The sequence below is a fragment of the Flexivirga sp. genome (assembly GCF_051955415.1).
Taxonomy (GTDB): domain Bacteria; phylum Actinomycetota; class Actinomycetes; order Actinomycetales; family Dermatophilaceae; genus Flexivirga.
In genome coordinates, this window is sequence record NZ_JBQCGS010000073.1 from 23188 (window position 1) to 47831 (window position 24644).

The window sequence follows — 24644 nt, forward strand, 5'->3', positions numbered from 1 at the left end:
TCTCCGACTCTACGGGACTTGTTACTCGTCAGTAACAGGGGGCCCGCTCGGCGCTGCCAGGATGTATGGCGCCACGACGTCGACCTGCCACGGCCGGGCGCCGAGCTCGGCGAGCTTGTGCCGAATGCTGCTGTCGCTCAACGGATCCGGGGGAGTCCACAACACGCGGCGCAGAGTGTCCGGCGTGATGAGGTTCTCCAGCGGCACGTCGTGCTGCTCGGAGAACTCGCCCAGCCGCTCACGCACGAAGTTCAGTCGGGCAGCCGCCTGCGGGTTGCGGTCCGGCCAGGTGCGCTGCGGGGGCGGCGCATCGCTGCGCACGGTCGCCGGCGGCAGCTCGGCCTCGCTCATCGCCGCCACCCGCGCGATCGCATCGAGCCAGCGGGCGGCGTACCGGGCGGTGCCGCGGCCGGCGGCCCGGGCGCGGCTGCGCGACGAGGTGCGCAGGGACGACCCGACCTGCTGCAGCGCCTCGGCGGTGCGTGGTGCGGCATTGGCCAGCTCGACGATCATCGCGTCCGGCAGGATCCGCCCGGGCGCGATGTCCTGCTCCTGCGCGATGGCGTCACGGACCAGCCACAGCTCACGGACCCGCGCGATCGCCCGCTTGTCCCGGATGCGATGCATGCCCGACGTGCGACGCCACGGGTCGGTGCGCGGCGGGGGCCCGGTGAACGAGGTGAGCGCGGCGAAGTCCTGCAGCGCCCAGTCGAGCTTGCCCTGCCGCTGGAGGTCCTCACGCAACCTGTCGCGCACCGCGACCAGCACCTCGACGTCCAGGGCTGCGTAGTTGAGCCACGGCTCCGGCAGCGGACGCGTCGACCAGTCGACCGCGGAGTGCTCCTTGGCCAGGGAGATGCCCAGGTAGTGCTCGATCACGGCGGCCAGGCCGACGCGCGGCAGGCCGGCCAGGCGCGAGCCGAGCTCGGTGTCGAACAGCGCGTGTGGGTGCAATCCGACCTCGGCCAGACACGGCAGGTCCTGAGTGGCGGCGTGCAGCACCCATTCGGCGGCACCGATCGCGTCCTGCATCGGCGACAGGTCGGGCAGCGCGGCCGGGTCCAGCAGGAACGTGCCGGCGCCCTCCCGGCGCAGCTGCACCAGATAGGCGCGATTGCCGTAGCGGTATCCCGCGGCGCGTTCGGCGTCCAGCGCCACGGGCCCGTGCCCGGCAGCCACGGCATCGGCGGCACGCTGCAGTCCGCGCTCGTCGGCGATCACCTCGGGTATGCCGTCGGCGGGCGCCGCGAGGACCGGGTATGCCGGCGTTTCGTCCGGGGTGTCCGTCGTGCTCAATCCTTCTGTCGTGCCTCGTCCCTTGGCTGCGGGCCGCACTCGTGCCTCGCTCGGATGCTCGCCTCGGTCGGAGCTCACCGCGTCCCCCTCCTTCGTCGGGAGTCGCGCTTCGCCCTGAGTCCGATAGGTCGCTTGCTTCGCTCGCTCATCGGCGCTGCCCCGGCAGGGCGACGACGCCCTCGGGCAGCGGAGGCAGACCGGCGACGGTCGACAGGAGGTTGGTCCAGGCGGCCAGGTGGGTGCCCAGGTCGTGTCCGGCCGGTGTCCACGACGCACGAATTTCCAGCTCGACGCTGCCGCCGTCCTCGGCGAGCGAACCGAAGCCCTCGGACAGCACGCGGGTGACCGTGCCGGCTTCGGCGCGGAACTCGGCTCCGGCCTCGCGCAGCGAGTCCAGCAGCCAGCTCCAGCCGACCTGGCCGAGGAGTGGATCAGCACCGGTCTCGGCCTCGAGCTCGGCTCGCGCATAGGTGACCAGGCGCCACGAACCCTCCCAGGGCTCAGGGAAATCCGGGTCGTGCAGCACCACGAAACGGCCGGTCGCCAGCTCGGCGTCGTCGGGGTGGACGGTGCTGCAGACATCGGCGGTCATGGCCAGCGAGTAGGGGGCGATCCGCCTCGGGGCAGGCACTTCGGTCAGGCTGATCTCCGGCCGCAAACGCACGCTCTGCAGGTCGCGAACCGCCGCCTGAAAGTCCGGTGCCGTCGCGCCGCCAAGGTCTTGGTTTCCCACGTCTGCCAGCCTAGGTCGTACATCCCTTCGATTGCTGCATCTCGGTCCGGCGGGTCGCCGTGCCGGCGTGCGCGCTGCGGGTCCGTGCGAGGATCGTGCGCGTGACTGCTGCTCCCGACCCCCGCGACAGCGCGCTGGTGCGCGCCGCCCGCGGCCTGCCGACGACACACACCCCGGTCTGGTTCATGCGCCAGGCGGGGCGATCGCTGCCCGAGTACCGCCAGGCCCGGGCGGACGTCCCGATGCTCCAGGCGTGCCGGACGCCGGAGCTGGTCTGTGAGATCACCCTGCAGCCGGTGCGGCGTCACGGCGTCGATGCGGCTGTCTTCTTCAGCGACATCGTGGTCCCGCTCGCAGCGGCCGGTGTCGATGTCGACATCGTGCCGGGGACCGGTCCGGTCGTGGCGCGCCCGGTGCGTACGGCGGCGGACGTCGAGGCGTTGCCGGAGCTGAGGCCTGACCAGGTGCAGGACATCGCGGAGGCGGTGCGTCTGTCGACCGCCGAGCTGGGCGGGACACCGCTGATCGGTTTCGCCGGCGCGCCGTTCACCCTGGCCAGTTACCTCGTCGAGGGTGGTCCGTCCAAGAACCACGAGCACACCAAGGCGCTGATGTACGGCGCTCCCGACACCTGGAACGCGTTGTGTGCCAAGCTCGCTCGCATCTCCGGCACGTTCCTGCGGGTGCAGGCCGCGGCCGGCGCGAGCGCCGTACAACTCTTCGACTCGTGGGTCGGAGCGTTGTCGTTGGCCGACTACCGACGCTTCGTGCAGCCGCACTCGGCCGCTGCGCTGGCTGCCGTCGCGGACCTCGACGTGCCGCGCATCCACTTCGGTGTCGGCACCGGTGAGCTGCTGGCCGCGATGGGCGAGGCGGGCGCCGAGGTGGTCGGCGTGGACTACCGGGTGCCGCTGGACGAGGCGGCCCGGCGGGTCGGGCCGTCATACAGCCTGCAGGGCAACCTCGACCCAGCACTGCTGTTCGCGCCCTGGGAGCCGCTGGAGGCGAAGGTCCGGGAGATCTTGGAGCAGGGCAGGGCCGCCCGCGGCCACATCTTCAACCTCGGCCACGGGGTGTTGCCGAGCACCGATCCGGACGCGTTGACGCGGGTGGTGGAGTTGGTGCACTCGGTGTCGGGCGCTGGGTCGAACTCGACGTCCTGACCGGCTCGTCCAACGGCACGACCAGGTGCCGCAGGAAGAACTGCACGAGCGGGCCGATCGACACCGCGTAGAGCACGGTGCCGATGCCCACGACGCCGCCGAGCAGCCACCCGACGACCAGCACGGTGAGTTCGAGTGACGTGCGCACCAGGCGCAGGCTCAGTCCGGTGCGCAGGTGCAGGCCGGTCATCAGGCCGTCCCGGGGGCCGGGACCGAGCTGGCTGCCGATGTAGAGGGCACCGCCGATCGCGTTGATCACCAGGGCGATCGGCAGCATCACGATCCGCGCCGGCAACGCGTGTTGCGTCGGGATGATCGCCAGTGCGACGTTGGTGGCGATGCCGATCCAGATGGCGTTGGCGATGGTGCCAAAGCCCGGCCACTGGCGCAGCGGGACCCACAACAGCAGGACCGGGATGCTCACCAGGATGACGGTGGTGCCGAGGTCGAGGCCGAGGTGTTGGGCGACGCCGTAGTGGAAGACGTCCCACGGGTCGAGGCCGAGTCCGGCACGCACGAACAGCGCCATTGCCAGGCCGTACAGCGTGAGGCCGGCAAAGAGACGGACCAGCCGGCTGGGCAGGCGTCCGGCGCGCAGTTGTTCGCGGGGCGTGAGCGCGGCGAGGGTCGGCTGCATGCCGTCCAGCATGGCCGATGAGTGGCCCGCAGAAGAAGAGCCACTCATCGGCAAGTGGCGTGACCGGGCCGACCGAGGAACAAGGTGGCCTTGCCCGACGATGCCACTGCGGGGATCATGGGCGCATGGAGACCCGTGTGTCGGCCCGCCGCCTGTCCGTGCTGCTCGGCCCGCGGGTGGCGGGAGCGCCGGCGTACGGCTGGCTGGCCGACGGCATCCGCCGACTGGTCGCCGACGGTCGCCTGCTGCACGGCACCCGGCTGCCCAGCGAGCGCGAACTGGTCACGGCCCTGGGCGTCAGCCGCACCACGGTCACCCGGGCGTACGGCGTGCTGCGCGAGCGCGGTTATGCGTCCGCCGTGCGCGGGTCGGGCACCGTCGTGCAGGTTCCGGGCGGGCCGGTCGCCGGTGGCGGCGAGCCGCTCGAGCTCTCCGCGCTGCAGCCGTCCGGCGAGGACGTGATCGACCTGACCTGCGCGGCCCCGGCGGCGACGCCCGGTCTGAATCGCGCGTACGAATGGGCGGTCGAACGGATGCCGTCCTTCATCGCCGGCGCCGGTTACTTCCCGCTCGGAGTGCCGGAGCTGCGGGAGGCGATCGCGACCCGATACGCCGAGCGCGGTGTGCCGACCGATCCGGACCAGATCATCGTGACGACCGGCGCCTTGGCCGGGCTGGCCGCGATCTTCCGGGCGACGCTGCATCGGGCGGATCCGGTGGTGGTGGAGAGCCCGACCTATCCGAACTCGCTGCGCGCGCTGCAGCACGCCGGCGCGCGGGTCGTCGGCGCGCCGCTGGTCACCGAGGCGATCGACGACGTCGCGGGCGTCATACGACGCTCGGGTGTGCGAATGATGGTGGCAATGCCCGATTTTCACAATCCGACCGGTGCGGTGTGGTCCGACGAGGAACGCGCCCGCATCGCGCGCAAGTGGCGGTCGTCCGGGGTGACCGGAGTGGTCGACGAGACGATGTCCGACATCTGGCTGGATCGCCCGATCGATGCCCGTCCGATGGCCGGCCACGCACCGGACTGTGTCACGGTCGGCAGCGCGTCGAAGACCTTCTGGGGCGGCCTGCGGATCGGCTGGATCCGCGCGCCGCACGCGCTCAGCGGAGCGATCGCGCGGGCTCGGCTGTCGATGGATCTGGGCGCGCCGGTGCTGGAGCAGCTCGTGGTGGCGCGGCTGTTGCGGACCCAGCGGGAGTTGAGTGCGGAGTCGCGGCAGCGCATCACGGACTCGCGCCGCGTGCTGCTCGGCCTTGCCGAGCGCTGCCCGGGCTGGCAGGTGGACGCCCCGGCAGGCGGTCTCAGCCTGTGGTGGCACCTGCCGACCGAGAGCTCGACCGCACTGGTCACGGCGGCCGAACGCCGCGGCGTGCTGCTGGCGCCCGGGTCGCTCTTCGCAGTCGACGGGCGGGGGCTGGAGCGGTGGATCCGCACGCCGTACGCGCTGGACGAGATGACCCTGCGGCGAGCGGCGGACGCGATCGCCGAGGCGTGGTCCGAGGTCGGCATGCGGCCCGGAGCTGTCCGCTCGCACTGACAGGGTGCGCGCATGAGTCGCGAATTCTGCCTGGACTGAACGGTTTTCGGACAGTGGCCGGGTGCTCCTACGCTCATGGGTCGCGCGGGTGAGAAGCTGATGGCATGGCTCGTATCGTCATCGTCGGCGCAGGGATCAGTGGTCTGGCCGCTGCCCTGGAAGCAGCTGCTTCCTCACACGAAGTGGTGGTTCTGGAAGGGTCCCCGCAGATCGGCGGCAAGCTCCGGCTGGCGACGATCGCCGGTCACCAGGTCGACGTCGGCGCCGAATCCATGCTGGCCCGCCGACCGGAGGCCCTGAAGTTGCTGGCCGATCTCGATGTCGCCGCTGTGCACCCTGCGCCGGTGTCCGCCTCGATCTGGACCCGGGGCCGGCTGCGGTCGATGCCCCGCGGCACGATGCTCGGCGTACCCGCTGACGCCGACTCGTTGCGCGCACTGCTGACGGACGACGAATTGGACCGGGTGCGTGCCGAACAGCTCGTGCGGCCGGACGGTGACCTGTCGGTGGGGGAGTTGGTGGAGGCCGCGCTGGGGCCGGCGGTGGTCGACCGGCTGGTCGAACCGCTGCTCGGCGGGGTGTACGCCGGCCATGCCCGCCGGCTCTCGGCGGCGGCCGCGGCGCCGGCGCTGCTGACCGCCGCCCGGCACGGACGCGCGCTGACGGAGGCGGCTCGTGCGGCGAGCGCTCGGCCGGTCACCGCCGAACCACCCACACCCGTCTTCGCCGGCCTGCGCGGCGGGATCGGTTCACTGCCCAAACACCTGGTGCGGCTCCTGCTCGACCGTGGTGTCACGGTGCGCACCGGGGCCACCGTGCGGGACGTCGCACACGTGGGCAGCCGGTGGCGGATCACCGTGGGGGAGACGCGGTCCCCGGAGTTCCTCGATGCCGACGGGGTGGTCCTCGCAACGCCGGCACGGGCCACCTCACGGCTGCTCGACGGCGTTGCCCCGGACGCCTCACACACGCTCGGCCAGATCGAGTACGCATCGATGGCGATCGTGACCTATGCCTTCGCCACCGACGAATCTGATGTGTTCGCAGGCAGTTCCGGCTTCCTGGTGCCACCGGTCGACGGTCGCCGGATCAAGGCCTCGACGTTCAGTTCCAGCAAGTGGCCCTGGTTGACGGAGGCGGCGCCGGAGGTCAGGTTCGTGCGGGTCTCGATCGGGCGTCACGGCGAGGAGGCCGACCTGCAGCGCAGCGACGCCGAGCTGGCTGCCGCCGGGATGGCGGACCTGCGGGCGGCGCTCGGCAGCGACGTCCCGCGTCCGGTCGCCGCGCACGTGCAGCGGTGGGGAGGGGCACTGCCGCAGTATGCCGTCGGCCACCTGGACCGGATCGCGGCAGTGCGGGCCGCGCTGCGGCCGTTGCCCGGCCTCGAGGTCGCCGGTGCGGCATACGAAGGGGTCGGCATACCGGCGTGCATCGGGACCGGCCGGAAGGCGGCCGGTGCGGTGCTCACCCACCTCGGCGGGCGCTGACCGACCGAGGGACAATGAGGCCATGAGCGACGACCAGCGACTGCGACCCGGTGCCAAGGCGATCAACGAGATCAACGACACCATCCGCTACACGATGTATTCCGCGTTCAAGGCGACCCGCGCGTTGCCGGACGACCGGGAGGGCGCGATCGCCGAGGCCGAGCAGTTCCTCAAGGAGCTGGAGTCCCAGGACGTCGTGGTCCGCGGGACGTACGACGTGGGCGGCCTGCGCGCCGACGCCGACCTGCTGATCTGGTGGCACAGCTCCGACATCGAGCCGCTGCAGGACGCCTACCACCGCTTCCAGTTGACCGAGCTGGGCCGCAGCTTCGATCCGGTCTGGTCCAACGTCGCGGTGCACCGTCCGGCGGAGTTCAACAAGTCGCACGTGCCGGACTTCCTGGTCGACCCCGAGCCTAAGAAGTACGTGTGCGTCTACCCGTTCGTGCGTTCCTACGAGTGGTACCTGTTGCCCGACGTCGAGCGTCGCACGATGCTCAAGGACCACGGTCTGCTCGCGCGCGGCTACCCGGACGTGCGGGCCAACACCGTGCCGGCGTTCGCCCTGGGTGACTACGAGTGGATCCTGGCCTTCGAGGCCGGCGAGTTGCACCGCATCGTCGACCTGATGCGCGACTTGCGCGCCGCCGAGGCCCGCATGCACACCCGCGTCGAGATCCCGTTCTTCACCGGACCGCTCACCCCGATCGGGGACCTGGCACGCCGCTTGCGGTAGGCCTACCCGTCGTCGGTCTGGACGGCTTCGCCCTGACCGACCTTGCTGTGCCGATAGCCGTATGCCGCGTAGACGATCGCGCCGAGGACGAACCAGACGGCGAAGCGGATCCAGGTCGCCTCGCTGAGCTTGGTGACCAGCCAGATCGAGAACCCGATGCCGAGCAACGGGGTGATCGGCATGAAGGGCGTCCGGAAGGTGCGCGGCAGGTCGGGTGAGCGGTAGCGCAGCACGATCACCGCCGCGGAGACGACGACGAAGGCGAGCAGGATGCCGATGTTGGTGAGTTCCGCGGCCTCGCCGATCTTGACGAACCCGGCGATGGCGGCCGCGACGACGCCGATGATCCAGGTCGGACGGTGCGGCGACTGGTGCTTGTTGGTCTGGGCGAACCAGGCCGGCAGCAGGCCGTCCCGGCTGATCGCGAACCACACCCGCGAGGCGCCGAGGGTGAAGGAGTAGAGCACGGTGATGATGCCGACGATCGCACCGAGCGCGACGATCTTGGCGAAGACCGTCAGCCCGACACCGTTGAACGCCTCGGCGAAGGCGGCGCTGTCGGACAGGTGCGTGTAGTCCACCATGCCGGTCAGCACGGTGGCGGCCAGCAGGTAGAGCACCATGGCGATGGCGAGCGACAGGATGATCGCCTTGGGCAGATTGCGCTCGGCGTCCTTGGCTTCCTCCGCGGCGGTGCTCATCGCGTCATACCCGAAGACCGCGAAGAAGACGGTCGCCGCGCCGGTCGCGACACCGGACATGCCGTAGGGCAGGTAGGGCGAGAGATTGTCCGACTTGACGTAGAAGAAGCCCACGACGATGACTGCGAGCACGATCGCGATCTTGACGAAGACCAGCCAGGTCTCGACCTTGGCGCTGGTGCGCATGCCACGGTTGAGCAACCAGGCGACGCCGAGACACAGCAGCACCGCGAAAAGATCGATGTGGTGGCCCGGACCGGTGCCCGGAGCGCCCAGCATCCAGGCCGGCAGATGGATGCCGATCGCATCGAGCAGGAAACTGAAATACTGCGAGACGCCGATCGCGACGACAGCCACGATCGCGGTGTATTCCAGCAGCAGGTCCCAGCCGATGAACCAGCCGACGGCCTCGCCGAGCACGGCATACCCATAGGTGTATGCCGAACCGGCACGCGGGATCAGCCCGCCGAACTCGGCATACGACAGCGCAGCGCACGCACTGGCGATGCCGGCGATGATGAACGAGATCGAGACGGCCGGCCCCGCATCGTGTTTGGCGACCGTGCCGGCGAGCGCGAAGATGCCGGCGCCGATGATGGCGCCGAGGCCGATGGCGGTCAGTTGCCAGAGACCGACGGTGCGCTCCAGGCCGCTGTCCTCGGCGGCCTCGATCGGTTTGCGTCGAAAGATCCCGGTGGTCCTGGGGATCGGGGTGGGACGGTCCGTCGCCATGGCTCTCCTCCTGTGCCGAACCGGCCCAGCGTGGCACCCGTTCGGGGTGCTGTCGAGGAGGCGCGGCGACGGCCCGCCAGGTTACCGGTCAGTCGCTCCCGGTGGTCGGCGCGAGCTTCAACGACACCGAGTTGATGCAGTAACGCTGATCGGTCGGCGTCGGATAGCCCTCGCCCTCGAAGACGTGGCCCAGGTGCGATCCGCAGCTGGCGCAACGGACTTCGGTGCGGACCATCCCCATCGACCGATCGGAGATCAGCTCGACGTTGTCGTCCTCGGACGGCGCGTAGAAGGACGGCCAGCCGCAGTGGCTGTGAAACTTCGTCGTGCTGCGGAAGAGTTCGGCACCACACGCGCGGCAGTGATAGACGCCCTCGGTCTCGGTGTCGTTGTATTCGCCGGTGAAGGGGCGCTCGGTGGCCGCCTCCCGCAGCACGGCGTATTCGGCCGGCGACAGCTCCGCCCGCCACTCCTCGTCGGTCTTGCTCACCTGGTATGCCGACTGGTCGCTCACGGGGGCGTCCTTTCCGTCGTGGAAGTCCTGTCGTAGTGCACAACAACGCGGCCGCCCGGGGCGTTCCCGGGCGGCCGCTGGTCTCGGTACGGGCGCGATCCTCGCCCTACCCGACCGGCGTCATCAATGCACTGCCAGTTTCACGACCTGCGGGTCGTGGTCGGAGTCCTGGTCGTAGAACTGCGAATTGGTGTGCACGACCTGATAGTCGTACTTCGTGGTCAGCGCCGGGCTCACCAGGATCTGGTCCAACACCTGACTGTTGCCCTGGTAGTCGTAGGTGTAGCGCTCGTTCGGCGGCAGGGTGTCGATCAGGTCCGTCATCGCGGTCCTGCCCGACCCCTTGAGGATGGCCGCGGTCTGGCTGAAGTTGAAGTCGTTCAGGTCACCCAGAACGACGATGTTCGCGTGCTTGTTCGCCGCGAGCAGGTCGTCGATGAAACCGCGAACGGCGGTTGCCTGGGCGTGTCGCTGCACCTCCGAGGAGCGCTGCGGCGGCTGGTAGCGGCCCATGATGCCGTCGTCGCCGCCCTTGGAGTTGAAGTGGTTCGCGACGACGAACAACGGCTTGCCCCACCACAGGAACTCGCCGACGAGCGGCTTGCGGGAGTCCTCCCACGCCGAGTTCGTCGGGTCGATCCGGCCGGGGGAGTAGTTGATCGACGCCCACGGCCCCTTCCCGGTGACCGCGACCGAGTTGGTCGACGTGCCACCGGGCTTGTCGACGAACGTCATACCGCGGTCGCTGCGGTAGAGGAAGACCGACCGGATGTTGCCGCCCGGCTGGCCGCCGTCCTGGTCGTTGACCGGGTTGATCCACTTCGCCTGGTATGACGGCCCGCCGGCGGACCTGATCGCGGCGATCAGCTTGTCCGTGGTCGCGGTGGAGTCCACCGTGCCGTCGTCGGTGGCGCCCGTGTTGTCCTGGATCTCCTCGATGGCCAGGATGTCCGGGGACGCCAGGTTGGTGACGATCTGGCCCGCCAGGCGGTCGAACTTGCGCTGCGGGTCGCTCGGCGCGAGGTTCTCCACGTTGAAGGTGGCGACCGCCGCCTGCTTCTTGCCGGCGGGTTCGACGACGTCGCGGGTGGTGCCGCCGGACTGCCGCTGGCCGGCCTGGGTCGCCATCAGGGTGAAGTTGCCGAAGTTGTAGTCCAGGACGCCGGCGGTGACGCCGGCGTAGCTGTCGCCGGTGTTGGCCGGGGCGATCGAACCCTTCGGCAGCAAGGCATCGGACAGGATCAGTCGCATCGCGTTCGGCGTGTCGTAGCTGCGGTAGAGCACGCCGCCGTCGGGGGTCCAGGTGACGTCGGTGGTGTTCGCCGGAACGATGGGGGTCTCGCCGTACGACGTGGCGGTCGGGCCGACGGCCTTGGCGTCGGTCTCCTGGATCCGCATGCCCTCCAACGACTCCCAGAAGTCGAGGGCGTTCATCGCCGGGTCGAGGGTGAGTCCGGCCTGCTCGACGTTGCCCGGCGTGCCCTGTTCGACGACCTGTGCCGGCGGGACGTGCCCGGTCGAGCCGATCTCGATCGCCTCGGGCAGCGGGTTGCCCGAGCTGGTGACCTGGATGTTCGGTGAGCCGAGCTCGGTGGTCGTCAGGTTGCCGTTGGACACGCCCCCGGGCCGGTACTCGGACACCTTGCCGGCGACCGTGACGGCGTCACCGACCTTGACCATGCCGGCTCCGCCGAACACGTACAGGCCCTCGCTGGTGCGCGGGTTGTCGTCCGGGGTCGCCGACTGGATCCAGAAGCCGGCGCTGCCGTTGACAGCGGTGACGATGCCGCGCACGTCCTTGACCTGCTGCCCGGCCAGCGGCGACTCGAAGCCGATGCCCTGGATCTGCTCGATGCTCGAGGACGTGCCGGTGGGTGGCGGCTGGGTGTTGCCGTCGGTGCCGCACACACCCGCCGGTGCCGTGGAGTTCAGCGGCCTCGGGTCGGCGCCGACGAAGTCCTGGGAGTTGTCGTCGGTGTCGATGCAGCCGGTGCTGCGGCTGTCCGCCGTCTTGTTGGACATCGCCGGTGCGTTCGAGCCCTCGACATACGAGGAGGTGACGGCGCCGTACCCGACGGTGTCGACGGTGGCACCGGCCTGGCGCAGGACGACGCTGCCGTTGGTGGCCGACATGTTGAGGGTGCCGCTGGCGTCGGGGGCGGGGAGCGCCGGGGCGGAGCCGGTGCCGGCGCCCTCCTGGACCAGGAAGTGACCGCCCGCGGTCACGGAGCCGCTCAGCGTGGTCGTGCCGCCGCTGTTGCCGCCGGCGGAGTAGTAGGTGAGCGTCCAGCCGGTCAGGTCGACCGGGTTCGAGCTGCGGTTGTAGAGCTCGATGTAGTCGTTCTGGTAGGGCGCGCCGCTGTTGCCGCCGCCACCGTAGACGGCGGAGATGACCACGGAGTCGGAGGCCGCGTGTGCCGGGGTGACGGCCAGGCTCGCGGAGCCGCCGACCGCCAGGGCGGACGCGGCGAGGAGGGTGACGAGTCGTACGCGGGTGACGCGCGTGCGCAAGGGGAGTTGTGGCATGGGGACCTTCCAGGGGTGATGCGAGACGGCGCGATCGCGCCGCGTCCCAGTGACTGTAGGACTCGGCATGGTGCGGTGGGGCGTTGCGCGGTGACGACCTGCTGAACTCGGGGCGAATCGCCCGTAGGTTGGTCCCATGGCCAAGACTCCAGCGGCACAGGTCGTCGTGGGTGACCGCGAAGTGCGCGTGTCCAGTCCCGACCGGGTGATCTACGACGCCACGGACCGCACGCCGGCGATCAGCAAGCTGCAGGTGTGCGAATACTTCGCGACGGTCGGCGAGGCATTGATGCGCGCGGTCGGCGAGCGGCCCACCGCGATGGAGCGCTGGCCGAGCGGCTACCGGGAGGGCATGCGGCTGTCCACCGGGTCTGGCGACGACGGCGACGGTTTCTATCAGAAGCGCCTGCCGCGGGGAGCGCCCGACTACGTCGAGACGGTCGCCGTGACGTTCCCCAGCGGACGCACCGCACAGGAGTTGTGCCCGACCGAGCCGGCGTCGCTGGTGTGGGCGGCACACATGGGCACCCTGACGTTCCACCCGTGGCCGGTGTGTCGCCCGGACGTCGACCAGCCGGACGAGCTGCGGATCGACCTGGACCCGCAGCCCGGCACCGGTTTCGCCGACGCGCAGCGGGTCGCCGCGGTCGCTCGCGAATTGCTGGAGGAGCTGGGGTTGCGGGGCTTCCCCAAGACGAGCGGCAACCGCGGCGTGCACATCTATGTGCGCGTCGAACCACGATGGAGCTTCGAGGAATTGCGGCACGCTGCCATCGGGTTCGGTCGCGAGCTGGAGCGGCGCGACGGCGGGGTGACGACCAGTTGGTGGAAGGAGGAGCGGGGGAAGCGGATCTTCGTGGACTTCAATCAGAACAACCGGGACCGGACGATCGCCTCGGCGTGGTCCCTGCGCGCGCGTCCCGGCGCGCCGGTGAGCACGCCGATGTCCTGGTCACAGTTGGCCGAGGTCTCGGATCCGCGCGACTTCAATCTGGTGACGGTGCCCGAGCTGCTGGCCGAGGGTGACCCGTGGGCGGACATGAACGACACGGCATACTCCCTCGAGCCGTTGCTGCAGCTGTGGGAGACGCTGCCCGGCGGCGAGCTCAATTTCCCGCCGGACTATCCCAAGATGCCCGGCGAGCCACCGCGTGTGCAGCCGTCGAAGAAGGTGGCCGAGCACTGGGACGCGGACGGTAACCGGATCGCGGAGTAGCGCGACACGCTTCGTCGACGACTGCGGCGTCGCAGCGCCGGCCAGCGCAATCGACGCGCTCGTATTCATACACAGTTCCGAATGGCGTCGACCGGTTGTCGGTGGTAACAGTTAGGCTGAAAGCAGTCGAAACAGTGGTCATCGGAAGAGGTGAGGCGTTGTGGCAGTCGATTCGAGGATGGTGCTGCCGGATCGATCGAAGCAGAATGCTTCGGCCGAAAATGTAGACGGTTCGGGGCGTGTGGTGCCTGGTCGAGGGCCGGAGTTGGCCGCGCAGATTCATCAGCTGCGGGAAGCGGTCAGTGGATTGCCTGCGGCACTGGCACAGCTGGGCGATGATGCGCTGACGCAGGTGATGTCCGATCTGATGTTCCTGCATACCCGCTCCGCGCAGGTCGCGGCGTTGGTGACCAGTGATGCGGTGCAGCGGGGCACGGTGGCGCAGTCGGATGCGGCCAGCACGCAGCAGTGGGTGATCGGCGCGGCCACCGCGGCCGGGTGTGTGCTCGAGCCGCGGGAGGCGCACACGATCGCGGTGGTGGCCGAGGCGTGCCGGGAGCGGCGCAACGAGGTTCTTGCCGCAGCGGTCCGGGACGGTGCGTGCACGTTGGCGGTCGCCAAGACGGCACTGCACGCGGCGAAGAAGGTGGCGCCGGTGCTGCCGGACGCGGACCGTGGCGAGATCCTGGGCTGGTATCTGCAGCTGGACCCGGCGCTGGGCACGTCCGGGGTGGACGCGTTGACCCGGAAGATCCTGGCCACCTACGGCCCGGAGAAGTTGTCCGATGAGGACGAGCAGTTGGAGGAGGCGGAGTCGCTGAGCTGGTCGCGCACGCCGACGGGGATGCTGCGATTGGTGGCCGAACTGTCCCCGGCGAATGCGGCGGTTCTGAAGGCGGCCATCAGTGCCGGGTCGGCGCCGAAACCGTCGACGGACGGATGCGCCGACCATGATCGCCACAGCCGCGACGCCGCCGAGGAGCCGGGACACGACTGCACACGGGACGAACGGACTCCGGGCAAACGCCGGGCGGATGCGTTGCTCGATCTGATCAACGCGGGCGCGAAGGCGCTCACCGGGAAAGGCTGTCCTGCCGGCGGCGCGACGGTCCTGGTGACGATGGGGTTGGCGGCGTTGACCGCGGGTGTGGGTGGCGCGTCCAGCCCGACCGGGGATGTGCTGGATGCAGGCGCGTCGCGCAGGTTGGCGTGCAACGCCAACCTGATCCCGGTGGTGCTGGGCGGGCCCAGTGAGCCCTTGGATGTGGGGCGAGAAGTGCGCTTGGTGACCGGCGGGCTGCGGTCCGCGGTGCTGCTGCGCGATGGCGGGTGCACGTTCCCCGGTTGCGATCGGCCGCCGGGATTCTGCGAAGTGCATCACGTCACCCCGTGGTGGGCCGGCGGCGACACGTCGCTGATCAACTCGGCGTTGTTGTGCGCCCGGCATCACCACACCGTGCACCGGCGCGGGTACCTCGCAACGGTTTCCAGCACCGGTGTCACGTGGCACCTGATCCCTGGCCGGATGCCCGGACACGCGATCACCGCCGCCTGACCGCCGGCGGTATCCCGCGCGCGTTGTCGATGCCACTCGCCTGCTGGGCGCCGGCGAGACTGCCGCTTCGCCGCGGCCGACTCGATGACGACGAGGAGATCGGAAGCCGGAGACATTCCACCCAACACGGCCGAGCCGTGCACCTACACACCGATGAGGTTCGGTAGGAAGCGCTGGCACAGCGCAGCGACTGCGTGAGCCTGCTCGTGCCACCCGGTGGGCTGGACCACGCGTCGAACCGTCAGTCGGCCGTCGTCAGCACGTCGTCCAGGTCGTATGCCGGCGCCCGGTCGACCTGGGACAGCAGGCACGACTCGGGCTCGCGATCGGGCCGCCAGCGCACGAATCCGACCCCGTGCCGGAAACGCCGGCCCTCCAACTGGTCGAACTTCACCTCGACCACCCGCTCGGGCCGCAGCCGGACAAACGACACGTCCTTGTTGCTGCTGAAGCGCGAGCGATCGGTCTCGCCGCGCACCGCGTCGCCGTCGTCGTCACGCACCACCAGTGGCTGCAGTTCATCGATCAGTTCGAGGCGGCGCTTAGCCGTGAAGGACACGATGCCGCCGACGTTGCGCAGCGTGCCGTCGTCGTCATACAGCCCTAGCAACAGGGAACCGACACCCTTGCCGCTCTTGTGGATCCGGTAGCCGACGAGCACCGCGTCGGCGGTGCGGGTGTGCTTGATCTTGAGCATCGTCCGCTTGCCCGGCTGGTATGGCGCGAGCTTCGCCTTCGCCACCACACCGTCGAGGCCCGCGCCCTCGAACCTGCGGAACCAGTCCTGCGCGACCGCCGGGTCGTCGGTGACCCGGGTCAGGTGGAAGGGCGCACCCACCGAGCGCATCACCGCCACGAGCGCATCGCGACGTTCCTCGAAGGGCTGATCCAGCAACGATCTGCCGTCGACGACGAGGGCGTCGAAGAAGATCACCTCGGCCGGCGTCTCCTCGGCGAGCTTGCGCACCCGCGACTCCGCGGGGTGGATGCGTTGACTGAGCGCTTCGAAATTGAGCCGGGCAGAACCCCTTTCGCCGGCGCGCACTACCACCTCACCGTCCAGGGCGCACCGGTCGGGCAGCTGCTCACGAACCGCCTCCACCAGCTCCGGGAAGTAGCGGGTCAGCGGCTTGGACCCGCGGGAGGCCAGCTCCACCTCGTCACCGTCCTTGAGCACGATGCAGCGAAAGCCGTCCCACTTCGGCTCGTAGAGGAACCCGCCCTCGACACTGTCCGCGGCCGGCACGGCCGTCGTCGCCTTGGCGAGCATGGGGGTGATCGGCAACTCCAGCGGCAGGTCCATCCGGCCATTGTGCCCGTCGGCTGCGACGATGACGTCATGAACAGCACTGTGCTCCGCCGGGCCATCGCGCCGGCTGCCGGCGTGACGACCGGTGTCACCGCCGCGGTGGGCGGGGGAACGGTGGGCATCTCCAGCTACTTCGCACGGCAGTTGGTCACGCCGGTCGTGCCGGTGGACGACGTGCCACTGCTCGCCGTCGGTGCCGACCACGTCGTGTTGGCGGCCACCGAGGAGTCCGTCGCACCCGGCCGGTACGGCGTGTGGCAACACGCATTCGAGACACACGCACGCATCGGTGAGGTGCTCGACGTGACCGGTGACCGGGTCACCCGTCGGCTCGACGGCACGGACTTCGGTGAGTTGCGGGCCGGGCAGGTCCGCTTCAACGGCTATTACTTCTGCGGCCCGCCGGCGACCTCCTTGCCGGTGGCGCTGAAGGACATCGAGCTGGACACACCGGTCGGTCCGATGCCCGCCTGGGCGGACCGGGTCGCCGGCAGCGACCGCTGGGCCGTGTTGGTGCACGGCCGCGGAGCCCTGCGCAGCGAGGCGCTACGCGCGGTGCCGGTGCTGCACGAACTGGGTGTCAGCAGCGTCATACCCAACTACCGCAACGACTTCGGCGCGCCACCGTCGAGCGATCACCGCTACCACCTGGGCCTCACCGAGTGGGCCGATGTCGAAGCCGCCGCCCTGTATGCCGCTGCGCACGGCGCCCGCGACGTACAGCTGTTCGGCTGGTCGATGGGCGGTGCCACGGTGCTGCAACTGCTGGACCGGTCCTGGACCGCCGACCTGGTCAGCCGGGTCGTCCTCGACTCCCCGGTGGTGTCCTGGGCGCCGGTGCTCGACTTCCACGCCGGTGCACACCGGCTGCCCCGGCTGATCTCCCGGGTGGGCGCCCGGTTGATGCGCGGGCCGCTGCGCGCCCGGGCCGCCGGACTGGACGAGCCGGTCGACGTGCGGCTCACCGACTGGGTCCGGCGCGCCGACGAGCTGAGCCGGCCGATGCTCGTGATCCACTCCGCGGTGGACGAATTCGTGCCCTACGCGCCGTCCGCGGCATTGGCGGCGGCGCGCCCGGACCTGGTGTGTCTGCAGACCTGGGACGTCGCGCGACACTGCCGCGAGTGGAACGTCGACCCGGACCGGTGGGAAGGCCTGGTCGCGGAATTCTGCTCGGGCTGAGCGACCGCCCGCTGTGCCATCATGCAGCATGGCGAAGAACAAGCACGGCGGGAAGAAGCCCGAGCAGGTGGACGACTCGTTCGGCAGTGTGCTGCAGGTCGGCCCCGGGTTCCGGCTCGCCGACCTGGATCCCGCTGCCACGCCTGGCTTCTCGGGCAAGAAGAAGGACGCCGAGAAGGCGATGGACGCGGCGCGCGACGAGATCGACGATCTGCAGGAGCGGCTCTACGCCGGCGGCCGGGACGGCGACGGGCCCGCCATCCTGCTGGTCGTGCAGGGCATGGACACCTCCGGCAAGGGCGGCGTCATGCGGCACGTCGTGGGCACGGTGGACCCGCAGGGTGTGCGGCTGCACGCCTTCAAGGCACCGTCCGTCGAGGAACGGCGCCACCCGTTCCTGTGGCGCATCCGCCGCGAGCTGCCGCCGCCCGGCTACATCGGGGTCTTCGACAGGTCCCACTACGAGGACGTGCTGGTGGTGCGCGTGCACGACCTGGTGCCACCGGCGACCTGGCGCCGCCGCTACGACCAGATCAACAGCTTCGAGCGCTCGGCCAACGACAGGGGCATCCACCTGATCAAGGTGATGCTGCACATCTCCTCCGGCGAGCAGAAGGCCCGCCTGCAGGAGCGCCTCGACCGGCCGGACAAGTATTGGAAGTTCAACCCCGGTGACATCGACGAGCGCGAGCGATGGGACGACTACCAGCAGGCCTATCAGGCCGTCTTCGACAAGACGTCCACCGAGCAGAACCCTTGGTATGCCGTCCCGGCCGACCACAAGTGGTATGCCCGACTGGCCGTCCAGCAGCTGCTGCTGGAAGAACTGCGCGGTCTGGACCTGCACTGGCCCGGGCCGGACTTCGACGTCGCCGAGCAGCAGCGACGCCTGGCCGCCACCTGACCGGCCCGTCGCTCAGTCGGTGCCCTCCGCCTGCAGGAGCAACATGGACCGGCTCGGGACGTCCAGGCTCGCGCCCGGCTCGAAGGTCGCGTCCTGGTCGGTCTCGTCGCCGGCCGTGCTCAACGCGATGTGCCACGTGCCGTCATACAACTCGGCGGGGACGGTGAACTCGACCGGCTCGGAGTGACCGTTGAACAGCAGCAGGAAGTGGTCGTCGAGCACCTCTCGGCCGCGTTCGTCCGGTGCGCTGATCGCCCGGCCGTTGAGGAAGACCATCAGCGTGCGGGCGTAGCCGTTGCGCCAGTCGAGGTCGTTCATCTCCTCACCGGTGGGGGAGTACCACGCGATGTCGCCGTGGTCACCGGCGCCGGCCTGATGGGCGTCGCCGTCGAAGAAGCGCCGCCGCCGGAAGGTCGGGTGCTCGGCCCGCAGTGCGATGACCCTGCGGGTGAAGTCCAGCAGTGACTGCTCGTCGTCGTCGAGTTCCCAGTCGATCCAGGAGATCTCGTTGTCCTGGCAGTAGGTGTTGTTGTTGCCGCGCTGGGTGCGGCCGACCTCGTCACCGTGCGCGAGCATCGGCACGCCCTGGCTGAACAGCAGCGTCGCGATGAAGTTGCGTTGCTGACGCAGACGCAGGCGGTTGATCTCGGGGTCGTCGGTCGGTCCTTCGGTCCCGCAGTTCCAGGAGCGGTTGTGGCTCTCCCCGTCGTTGTTGTCCTCGCCGTTGGCCTCGTTGTGCTTCTCGTTGTAGGACACCAGATCGCGCAGGGTGAAACCGTCGTGCGCGGTGACGAAGTTGATCGAGGCGATGGGCCGGCGCCCGGAGTGCGCGTAGAGGTCGCTGGAGCCGCTCAGCCGGGAGGCGAACTCGGCCAACGCGGACGGTTCGCCGCGCCAGAAGTCGCGCACCGAGTCGCGGTACTTGCCGTTCCACTCGGTCCACAACGGGGGGAAGTTGCCCACCTGGTAGCCGCCGTCGCCCAGGTCCCACGGCTCCGCGATCAGCTTGACTTGGGAGATCACCGGATCCTGCTGGATGATGTCGAAGAACGCCGAGAGCTTGTCGACCTCGTGGAACTGCCGGGCGAGCGTCGCCGCCAGGTCGAAGCGGAAGCCGTCGACGTGCATCTCCTGCACCCAGTAGCGCAGCGAGTCCATGATCAGCTGCAGCACGTGCGGGTTGCGCAGCAGCAGGCTGTTCCCGGTGCCGGTCGTGTCGTAGTAGTGCGTCTTGTCGTCGTCGACCAGGCGGTAGTACGCGGCGTTGTCGATGCCTCGGAACGCGATCGTCGGGCCCAGCTCGTTGCCCTCGGCGGTGTGGTTGTAGACCACGTCGAGGATCACCTCGATGTCCGCCTCGTGCAGCGCCCGGACCATCGCCTTGAACTCACTGACCTGCTGTCCGTCCGTGCCGGATCCGGCGTATTCGTTGTGCGGCGCGAGGAAGCCGATGGTGTTGTAGCCCCAGTAGTTGCGCAGTCCCTTGTCCACCAGACTGCTGTCCTGGACGAACTGGTGCACCGGCAGCAGTTCCACGGCGGTGACGCCGAGGTCGGTGAGGTGATCGATGATCGCCGGGTGCGCCAGGGCGGCATACGTGCCCCGGATCTCCTCCGGCACCTCCGGATGGGTCATCGTCAGGCCCTTGACATGGGTCTCGTAGATGACGCTGTCGTGGTATTCGTGTCGCGGCGGCCGGTCGTCACCCCAGTCGAAGAACGGGTTGATGACCACGGACAGCATCGTGTGCCCCAGCGAGTCGTCCTCGTTGTAGGCCTGCGGGTCCTCGAACCGGTAGCTGAACAGCGACTCGTCCCCGTCGACCTGACCGTCGAACGCCTTGGCATAGGGGTCGAGCAGCAACTTGGCCGGATTGCACCGGTGCCCCTCGGACGGGTTGTGCGGTCCATGCACGCGGTATCCGTAGCGCTGTCCGTCCTGTATGCCGGGCAGGTACCCGTGCCACACGTGGCCGTCGACCTCCGTCAGGGCTACTCGGGTTTCTTCACCGGTCTCGCTGATCAGACACAACTCGACACCGTCGGCGATCTCGGAGAAGAGCGCGAAGTTGACGCCGGCGCCGTCATACGTGGCACCGAGGGGATAGGGCTTGCCCGGCCAAATTTCCATAAAGGGCATTGTGGTCCACGGGATTCCGGTCCGACACGGCTACCTTGGGTCAAGTGATCGGTGAGACCGCGCGGCCCGGGACGTGCCGATGGGTGTGAAGGACACTCTGCGACGCGAATTGTCCCGGGTGCCAGGTCTGTTGGGCCTGGCCAGGCTGGCCGCCGGCACGTTCCGGGTGTGCATGAAGCACCGGGTCACCGGGCTGGCCGCCGAAGCCGGCTTCTTCGCGCTGCTCTCCCTGCCGCCGCTGATCTTCGGGTTGCTGGGTGCGGTCGGCTACCTCGGGCACTGGCTCGGACCGGACATCGTGAGTCAGGTCACGGCCAACATCGAGCACTACGCGTCCGGCTTCCTCACCGAGCAGAGCCTGCGCGACGTCATCATGCCGACCATCAACTCCGCGCTGAGCGCCGGCCGCCCCGACGTGGTGTCGGTCGGCTTCCTGCTGTCGCTGTGGTCCGGATCCCGGGCCCTCAACGTCATGCTCGACACCGTCTCGATCATGTACGGCCACGGCGGCCACCGGGGGATCGTGCCGGCCCGCCTGCTGAGTCTGTCGCTGTATTTCGGCGGACTGATCTTCGGCGCGCTCGTGGTGCCGCTGATCGTCATCGGGCCGGACATCCTCAGCGGCTGGCTGCCACCCGGCCTGCGCTTCCTGATGGTCTTCTACTGGCCGCTCGTGGGCGGCCTGACGATCCTGACGCTCGCGACGTTCTTCCACATCGCCACGCCCGGCCGACTGCCGTGGTTGCGGCATCTGCCCGGCGGCGTGCTGACCCTCGCGATCTGGGTGCTCGCCTCGATGATGTTGCGGTGGTTCCTCGGCCGCTCGGTCGGCGACCACAGTGCCAGCATCTATGGACCGCTGGCGGCAGCCATCGTGGTGATGACGTGGTTGTACTTCCTCGGCATTGCCGTACTGATCGGCGCGGCCCTCAACGCCGCCTCCGTCAGATTGTGGCGGGCTCCGGAGCGCACGCCGGTGCGCGAGCGGGCGATCGAGTGGATCGGGGACGGTGTGACCAGGCTCAAGGAGCAGACCGTCGAGCCGGAGACCGGCCGCCTCAAACTGCCGGTGACGCGGCTCGATCTGGCCGAGCGGCGCAGGGTGCGCGCCGTACCCGAAACCGACGCGGGAGAGGACACCGCGCCGGAGGAGCCCCGTTTGGATTCCCGGCGCGCGATCGGCTAATGTTTCGGCGCGTGCACGACGCGTTTCGCGTCGGGTTGCAGGCGGACATAGCTCAGTTGGTAGAGCGCAACCTTGCCAAGGTTGAGGTCGCCGGTTCGAGCCCGGTTGTCCGCTCTGGTGCACGGTTCCCGAGTCTCTTCGCGAGGCTCGGGAACCACACCGCACGGTGGAGTGGCCGAGAGGCGAGGCAACGGCCTGCAAAGCCGTCTACACGGGTTCAAATCCCGTCTCCACCTCGTGAACCAGGACTGCCAAAGCGTTCCGAGAGGGTCGTTTTGGAGGTTGGGCAGGGTGTCGGATAGAGTTCTGATCCGTTGCCCCGGCTGACGAAGTCAGGGTTGACAGGCGGACATAGCTCAGTTGGTAGAGCGCAACCTTGCCAAGGTTGAGGTCGCCGGTTCGAGCCCGGTTGTCCGCTCTGCGATGTCGTATCGCGTGTGTAGTACCGCCTTGGACGATTGGCGCAGCGGTAGCGCGCTTCCCTGACACGGAAGAGGTCACTGGTTCGATCCCAGTATCGTCCACCACGACACAGCCCCTGACTCCGCACACCTGCGGAGTCAGGGGCTGTTTCCGTGTCGGATGCGGTCATCCCTCTCGCGTGAGCTGTCGAGTGCTGCTCCACCCGGAGGGGACGCACGGCCGTGTCATGAGTGCGCCTCCTGGCGGGGAAGGGAGTCGCCCCGGTCCTCTGGCTCGCCGGCGGCTACCGGACGCCTGGTGTGCATGAGGGCCATGGTGACCGCTGCGCCGATGAGTGCGGTCACGGCGGCGACGATGAACGCGGCCGAGTAACCGTGTGTGGCCGCGGCGAGGTCGCCCGCCTTCCCGGTCCCGGCTGCTGCGGCGACGGCCGTGGCGATCGCCAGCCCGAGCGCCGAGCCGACCTGGTAACTGGTGCTGACCAGACCGGAGGCCAGGCCGCCCTCCTCGGGCCGCGCGGCGCTGATGGCGGTGCCCAGGGACGGGATGAACGCCAGCGCCATGCCGAGCGCGGAGACCAGAGAAGCAGGCAGGACGTCGACGGCGTAGGAACCGGCCGGGTCGATCTGCGCGAGCCAGAACAGCCCTACGGCCAGGATCAGCAGGCCGCCCACGAGTGGTGGCTTGGGGCCGAGCTGCGCCATGACTCGCGGCGCCAGGACCACCATGCCGAGCATGATGAGTCCGGTCATCGGCAGGAGTGCTGCACCGGAAGGGAAGGCGGACAGGCCGAGGACCTGCTGTAGATAGAGGTTCAGGAAGAACCACATCGGGACCCAGGCAGCCCCGAGCAGAGCCTGCGCCAGGTTCGCGGCACCCAGGTTCGGAGCCGAGAAGATGCCCAGTCGCAGCAACGGGTTTCGCTGGGTGGCCTGCAACATCAGGAATGTCACCAGCAGCACGGCCGCAATGGCGAAAAGGATCCAGGTGCGTGCTGCACCCCAGCCCGCGTCGGGCGCCGAGACGACCGCGTACACCGTTACCGCGAGTCCGCCGGTGACCGTGACGGCACCGAACACGTCCACCCGCGCGTGGACACCCGTGGAGCCGCTGGGCAGGCTGCTGACGGTCAGCGCCAGGACGAGCGCTGCGATCGGCAGGTTGATGAAGAACACCCACGGCCAGGTCGCATATTGGGTGAGGACGCCGCCCAGGAACACACCTGCCGTCCCGCCGGCGGGTGCGGCGGCGCCGTACACCGCCAGCGCCTTCGGGAGTTCCGTGGGATGCGGCCCGAACAACATCATCAGCATCGTGAGCGCGGGGGGTGCGATCAGTGCGGACCCGGCACCCTGCACGGCGCGGCCGACCAACTCCGTGGCCGGGTCGGCGGCCACGCCGGCCGCCACCGATCCAGCGGCGAGCACCACCCAGCCGGTCACGAACATCCGACGCGCTCCGAACAGGTCGGACAATCTTCCGCCGGCCAGCAGCAGGCCGCCGAACGCGACCACATAGGCGTTGAACACCCACGTCAGCCCGTCGCCGGAAAAGCCCAGATCACGCTGCATGTCCGGCAGGGCCACACCGATGATCGACGTGTCCATGATCACCATGAACTGTGCCGTTGCAATGACGGCCAGTCCCAGCCAGCGCCGCGGTGGCGCGGCAGTCGTGGTTTCCATCAAGTCCTCCTCGGTTATACCCCCAGGGGGTATCTAGACGATGGCTTGAGGGTACCCCATGGGGGTATATGGGTATAGGCGCGGTGGCCGGGCGATGCCGCGTTCAGTCCGAAGTCGGCCGACCGTTCTCGGTCGTGGCCGGCGGGGTGGCGATGGCGTCCTGGATGCCGCTGGTGACGCGGCCTGCGGCGACGAGCTGTTCGGCCACGACCCGGAGTCGGACGTTGTTGTCGTTGGAGTAGCGGCGCAGCACCTCGAAGGACTGATCGAGGGTGAGCCCGTAGCGCTGCATGAGCATGCCTTGAGCGATCCCGATGACCTGCCGGGTCCGGAGCGCGTCCTGCAGCCCGTCGTGGCGCCGGGTGATCGACAGCGCGTTGGAGGCGTGGCGGGCGAAGATGCTGGCGATCATCACGTCGGTGTTGTCGAAGGCGGCCCTGGTGTGGGAGTAGAGATTCAGGCCGCCGAGGGTGTGTTCGGGCGTCTCCAGTCGCAGGCTGAGGATTGCAGCGAACCCAAGGTCCACGGCCGCCGGCGCCCACTGGGGCCAGCGTGTCTCGGTGGCCAGGTCGTCGATGAGGTACATGTCCATCTTCCAGATGGCGTCCAGGCACGGCCCCTCGCCGAGTTGGTACTGCAGCGCGTCGGACTGCTCGACCAGTGCAGAGGTGCACGCAGGGGTGTCGACGCTGCCGTCGCTGCGTCGGATCGACACACCGCATGCATCGCATCCGTCGATCGTGGCGACGGCCAGCTCGGTGATGCGTTCCAGGGTGGGTTGTTCGCCCGCGGTGTGCAGGAGTTCTCGACTGATCTCCTCGAAGGAGCTCTGCCGGGCGAGGTCGGCGGCGTCGTGTGCCACGACGTCGGCCGGGTCGGAGGGCGCGGGTGAGGACGTCTCGGAGGACATGGGGGGCTGCTCCGGCTGATCCGAGGATCCGAGAGGACCCGAAGTGGCAGCACCCCGGTTCTG

At 69.2% G+C, this 24644-nt stretch carries 19 protein-coding genes and 4 tRNA genes; 13 read left to right on the forward strand and 10 right to left on the reverse strand.

From position 1 onward, the window contains the following. Positions 1-21: 21 nt before the first annotated feature. Positions 22-1374 carry an HRDC domain-containing protein gene (locus tag ACTHL4_RS12160; RefSeq protein ID WP_440283034.1) on the reverse strand — a complete coding sequence of 451 codons (1353 nt, stop codon included), beginning with the start codon at positions 1372-1374 and terminating at the stop codon, positions 22-24. A gap of 67 nt (positions 1375-1441) precedes the next feature. Further along, positions 1442-2029 carry a DUF3000 domain-containing protein gene (locus tag ACTHL4_RS12165; protein WP_440283035.1) on the reverse strand — a complete coding sequence of 196 codons (588 nt, stop codon included), beginning with the start codon at positions 2027-2029 and terminating at the stop codon, positions 1442-1444. Positions 2030-2130: 101 nt separating this feature from the next. On the opposite strand from ACTHL4_RS12165, the gene hemE reads away from it, so the two are divergent. Further along, positions 2131-3192: a uroporphyrinogen decarboxylase gene (gene hemE / locus ACTHL4_RS12170; protein WP_440283036.1), complete on the forward strand. Its 1062-nt coding sequence runs from the start codon at positions 2131-2133 to the stop codon at positions 3190-3192. Here the strand turns inward: hemE and yczE are convergent. Then, positions 3086-3829: a membrane protein YczE gene (gene yczE / locus ACTHL4_RS12175; protein WP_440283037.1), complete on the reverse strand. Its 744-nt coding sequence runs from the start codon at positions 3827-3829 to the stop codon at positions 3086-3088. The genes hemE and yczE overlap by 107 nt on opposite strands. Before the next feature lie 125 nt (positions 3830-3954). On the opposite strand from yczE, the gene yczR reads away from it, so the two are divergent. From yczR to hemQ, 3 genes are all read left to right on the forward strand, one after another. Further along, entirely contained in the window at positions 3955-5376 is a 1422-nt protein-coding gene (yczR, locus tag ACTHL4_RS12180; RefSeq protein ID WP_440283038.1) for a MocR-like transcription factor YczR, read from the forward strand. A gap of 104 nt (positions 5377-5480) precedes the next feature. Further along, entirely contained in the window at positions 5481-6863 is a 1383-nt protein-coding gene (gene hemG, locus ACTHL4_RS12185; protein WP_440283039.1) for a protoporphyrinogen oxidase, read from the forward strand. Between the two features lie 22 nt (positions 6864-6885). After that, on the forward strand, positions 6886-7599 hold the full coding sequence (hemQ, locus tag ACTHL4_RS12190) for a hydrogen peroxide-dependent heme synthase (protein WP_440283040.1): 714 nt from the start codon (positions 6886-6888) through the stop codon (positions 7597-7599). 2 nt (positions 7600-7601) lie between these two features. Here hemQ and ACTHL4_RS12195 read toward each other — a convergent pair whose 3' ends face one another. The 3 genes from ACTHL4_RS12195 to ACTHL4_RS12205 all read right to left on the reverse strand — a co-directional run bounded on the left by ACTHL4_RS12195 (position 7602) and on the right by ACTHL4_RS12205 (position 12072). Further along, on the reverse strand, positions 7602-9032 hold the full coding sequence (locus tag ACTHL4_RS12195) for an amino acid permease (RefSeq protein WP_440283041.1): 1431 nt from the start codon (positions 9030-9032) through the stop codon (positions 7602-7604). An 88-nt stretch (positions 9033-9120) separates the two neighbouring features. Further along, on the reverse strand, positions 9121-9546 hold the full coding sequence (gene msrB / locus ACTHL4_RS12200; protein ID WP_440283042.1) for a peptide-methionine (R)-S-oxide reductase MsrB: 426 nt from the start codon (positions 9544-9546) through the stop codon (positions 9121-9123). A 123-nt stretch (positions 9547-9669) separates the two neighbouring features. Further along, a complete protein-coding gene (locus ACTHL4_RS12205; protein WP_440283043.1) occupies positions 9670-12072 on the reverse strand; it encodes a lamin tail domain-containing protein in 2403 nt (800 codons plus the stop codon). Positions 12073-12208: 136 nt separating this feature from the next. On the opposite strand from ACTHL4_RS12205, the gene ACTHL4_RS12210 reads away from it, so the two are divergent. Both ACTHL4_RS12210 and ACTHL4_RS12215 read left to right on the forward strand, forming a co-directional pair. Then, entirely contained in the window at positions 12209-13288 is a 1080-nt protein-coding gene (locus tag ACTHL4_RS12210) for a DNA polymerase domain-containing protein (RefSeq protein ID WP_440283044.1), read from the forward strand. Between the two features lie 241 nt (positions 13289-13529). Beyond that, a complete protein-coding gene (locus ACTHL4_RS12215; RefSeq protein WP_440283045.1) occupies positions 13530-14843 on the forward strand; it encodes a DUF222 domain-containing protein in 1314 nt (437 codons plus the stop codon). Between the two features lie 241 nt (positions 14844-15084). Here the strand turns inward: ACTHL4_RS12215 and ACTHL4_RS12220 are convergent, their stop codons facing one another. Next, positions 15085-16146 carry an ATP-dependent DNA ligase gene (locus tag ACTHL4_RS12220; RefSeq protein WP_440283046.1) on the reverse strand — a complete coding sequence of 354 codons (1062 nt, stop codon included), beginning with the start codon at positions 16144-16146 and terminating at the stop codon, positions 15085-15087. Positions 16147-16182: 36 nt separating this feature from the next. Here ACTHL4_RS12220 and ACTHL4_RS12225 point away from each other — a divergent pair, with 36 nt between their 5' ends. Together ACTHL4_RS12225 and ACTHL4_RS12230 are read left to right on the forward strand one after the other, a co-directional pair. Continuing rightward, entirely contained in the window at positions 16183-17334 is a 1152-nt protein-coding gene (locus ACTHL4_RS12225) for an alpha/beta hydrolase family protein (protein ID WP_440283047.1), read from the forward strand. Between the two features lie 28 nt (positions 17335-17362). Then, complete coding sequence (locus ACTHL4_RS12230) at positions 17363-18238, forward strand: polyphosphate kinase 2 family protein (protein WP_440283048.1); 876 nt, start codon at positions 17363-17365, stop codon at positions 18236-18238. A gap of 12 nt (positions 18239-18250) precedes the next feature. Here the strand turns inward: ACTHL4_RS12230 and glgX are convergent, their stop codons facing one another. Continuing rightward, positions 18251-20368: a glycogen debranching protein GlgX gene (gene glgX, locus ACTHL4_RS12235; RefSeq protein WP_440283049.1), complete on the reverse strand. Its 2118-nt coding sequence runs from the start codon at positions 20366-20368 to the stop codon at positions 18251-18253. A 94-nt stretch (positions 20369-20462) separates the two neighbouring features. Between glgX and ACTHL4_RS12240 the strand changes: the two genes are divergently transcribed. From ACTHL4_RS12240 to ACTHL4_RS12260, 5 genes are all read left to right on the forward strand, one after another. After that, on the forward strand, positions 20463-21563 hold the full coding sequence (locus ACTHL4_RS12240; protein ID WP_440283050.1) for a YihY/virulence factor BrkB family protein: 1101 nt from the start codon (positions 20463-20465) through the stop codon (positions 21561-21563). 41 nt (positions 21564-21604) lie between these two features. Then, positions 21605-21677: transfer RNA gene (locus ACTHL4_RS12245), tRNA-Gly, on the forward strand. A 51-nt stretch (positions 21678-21728) separates the two neighbouring features. Then, a tRNA-Cys gene (locus tag ACTHL4_RS12250) sits at positions 21729-21799 on the forward strand. A gap of 109 nt (positions 21800-21908) precedes the next feature. Next, positions 21909-21981: transfer RNA gene (locus ACTHL4_RS12255), tRNA-Gly, on the forward strand. 34 nt (positions 21982-22015) lie between these two features. Continuing rightward, positions 22016-22090 (forward strand) — tRNA-Val (locus ACTHL4_RS12260). 120 nt (positions 22091-22210) lie between these two features. Here ACTHL4_RS12260 and ACTHL4_RS12265 read toward each other — a convergent pair. Both ACTHL4_RS12265 and ACTHL4_RS12270 read right to left on the reverse strand, forming a co-directional pair. Further along, positions 22211-23671 carry an MFS transporter gene (locus ACTHL4_RS12265; RefSeq protein ID WP_440283051.1) on the reverse strand — a complete coding sequence of 487 codons (1461 nt, stop codon included), beginning with the start codon at positions 23669-23671 and terminating at the stop codon, positions 22211-22213. Positions 23672-23774: 103 nt separating this feature from the next. Further along, entirely contained in the window at positions 23775-24581 is an 807-nt protein-coding gene (locus ACTHL4_RS12270) for a GAF and ANTAR domain-containing protein (RefSeq protein WP_440283052.1), read from the reverse strand. Positions 24582-24644 lie beyond the last annotated feature (63 nt).

Excerpts from the sequence above, each read along its gene's own strand:
- yczE (WP_440283037.1), bottom strand. The coding sequence starts at position 3,829 with ATGCAGCCGACCCTCGCCGCGCTCACGCCCCGCGAACAACTGCGCGCC.
- yczR (WP_440283038.1), top strand. The coding sequence starts at position 3,955 with ATGGAGACCCGTGTGTCGGCCCGCCGCCTGTCCGTGCTGCTCGGCCCG.
- hemG (WP_440283039.1), top strand. The coding sequence starts at position 5,481 with ATGGCTCGTATCGTCATCGTCGGCGCAGGGATCAGTGGTCTGGCCGCT.
- hemQ (WP_440283040.1), top strand. The coding sequence starts at position 6,886 with ATGAGCGACGACCAGCGACTGCGACCCGGTGCCAAGGCGATCAACGAG.
- ACTHL4_RS12195 (WP_440283041.1), bottom strand. The coding sequence starts at position 9,032 with ATGGCGACGGACCGTCCCACCCCGATCCCCAGGACCACCGGGATCTTT.
- ACTHL4_RS12205 (WP_440283043.1), bottom strand. The coding sequence starts at position 12,072 with ATGCCACAACTCCCCTTGCGCACGCGCGTCACCCGCGTACGACTCGTC.
- ACTHL4_RS12210 (WP_440283044.1), top strand. The coding sequence starts at position 12,209 with ATGGCCAAGACTCCAGCGGCACAGGTCGTCGTGGGTGACCGCGAAGTG.
- ACTHL4_RS12220 (WP_440283046.1), bottom strand. The coding sequence starts at position 16,146 with ATGGACCTGCCGCTGGAGTTGCCGATCACCCCCATGCTCGCCAAGGCG.
- ACTHL4_RS12225 (WP_440283047.1), top strand. The coding sequence starts at position 16,183 with ATGAACAGCACTGTGCTCCGCCGGGCCATCGCGCCGGCTGCCGGCGTG.
- ACTHL4_RS12230 (WP_440283048.1), top strand. The coding sequence starts at position 17,363 with ATGGCGAAGAACAAGCACGGCGGGAAGAAGCCCGAGCAGGTGGACGAC.
- glgX (WP_440283049.1), bottom strand. The coding sequence starts at position 20,368 with ATGGAAATTTGGCCGGGCAAGCCCTATCCCCTCGGTGCCACGTATGAC.
- ACTHL4_RS12265 (WP_440283051.1), bottom strand. The coding sequence starts at position 23,671 with ATGGAAACCACGACTGCCGCGCCACCGCGGCGCTGGCTGGGACTGGCC.
- ACTHL4_RS12270 (WP_440283052.1), bottom strand. The coding sequence starts at position 24,581 with ATGTCCTCCGAGACGTCCTCACCCGCGCCCTCCGACCCGGCCGACGTC.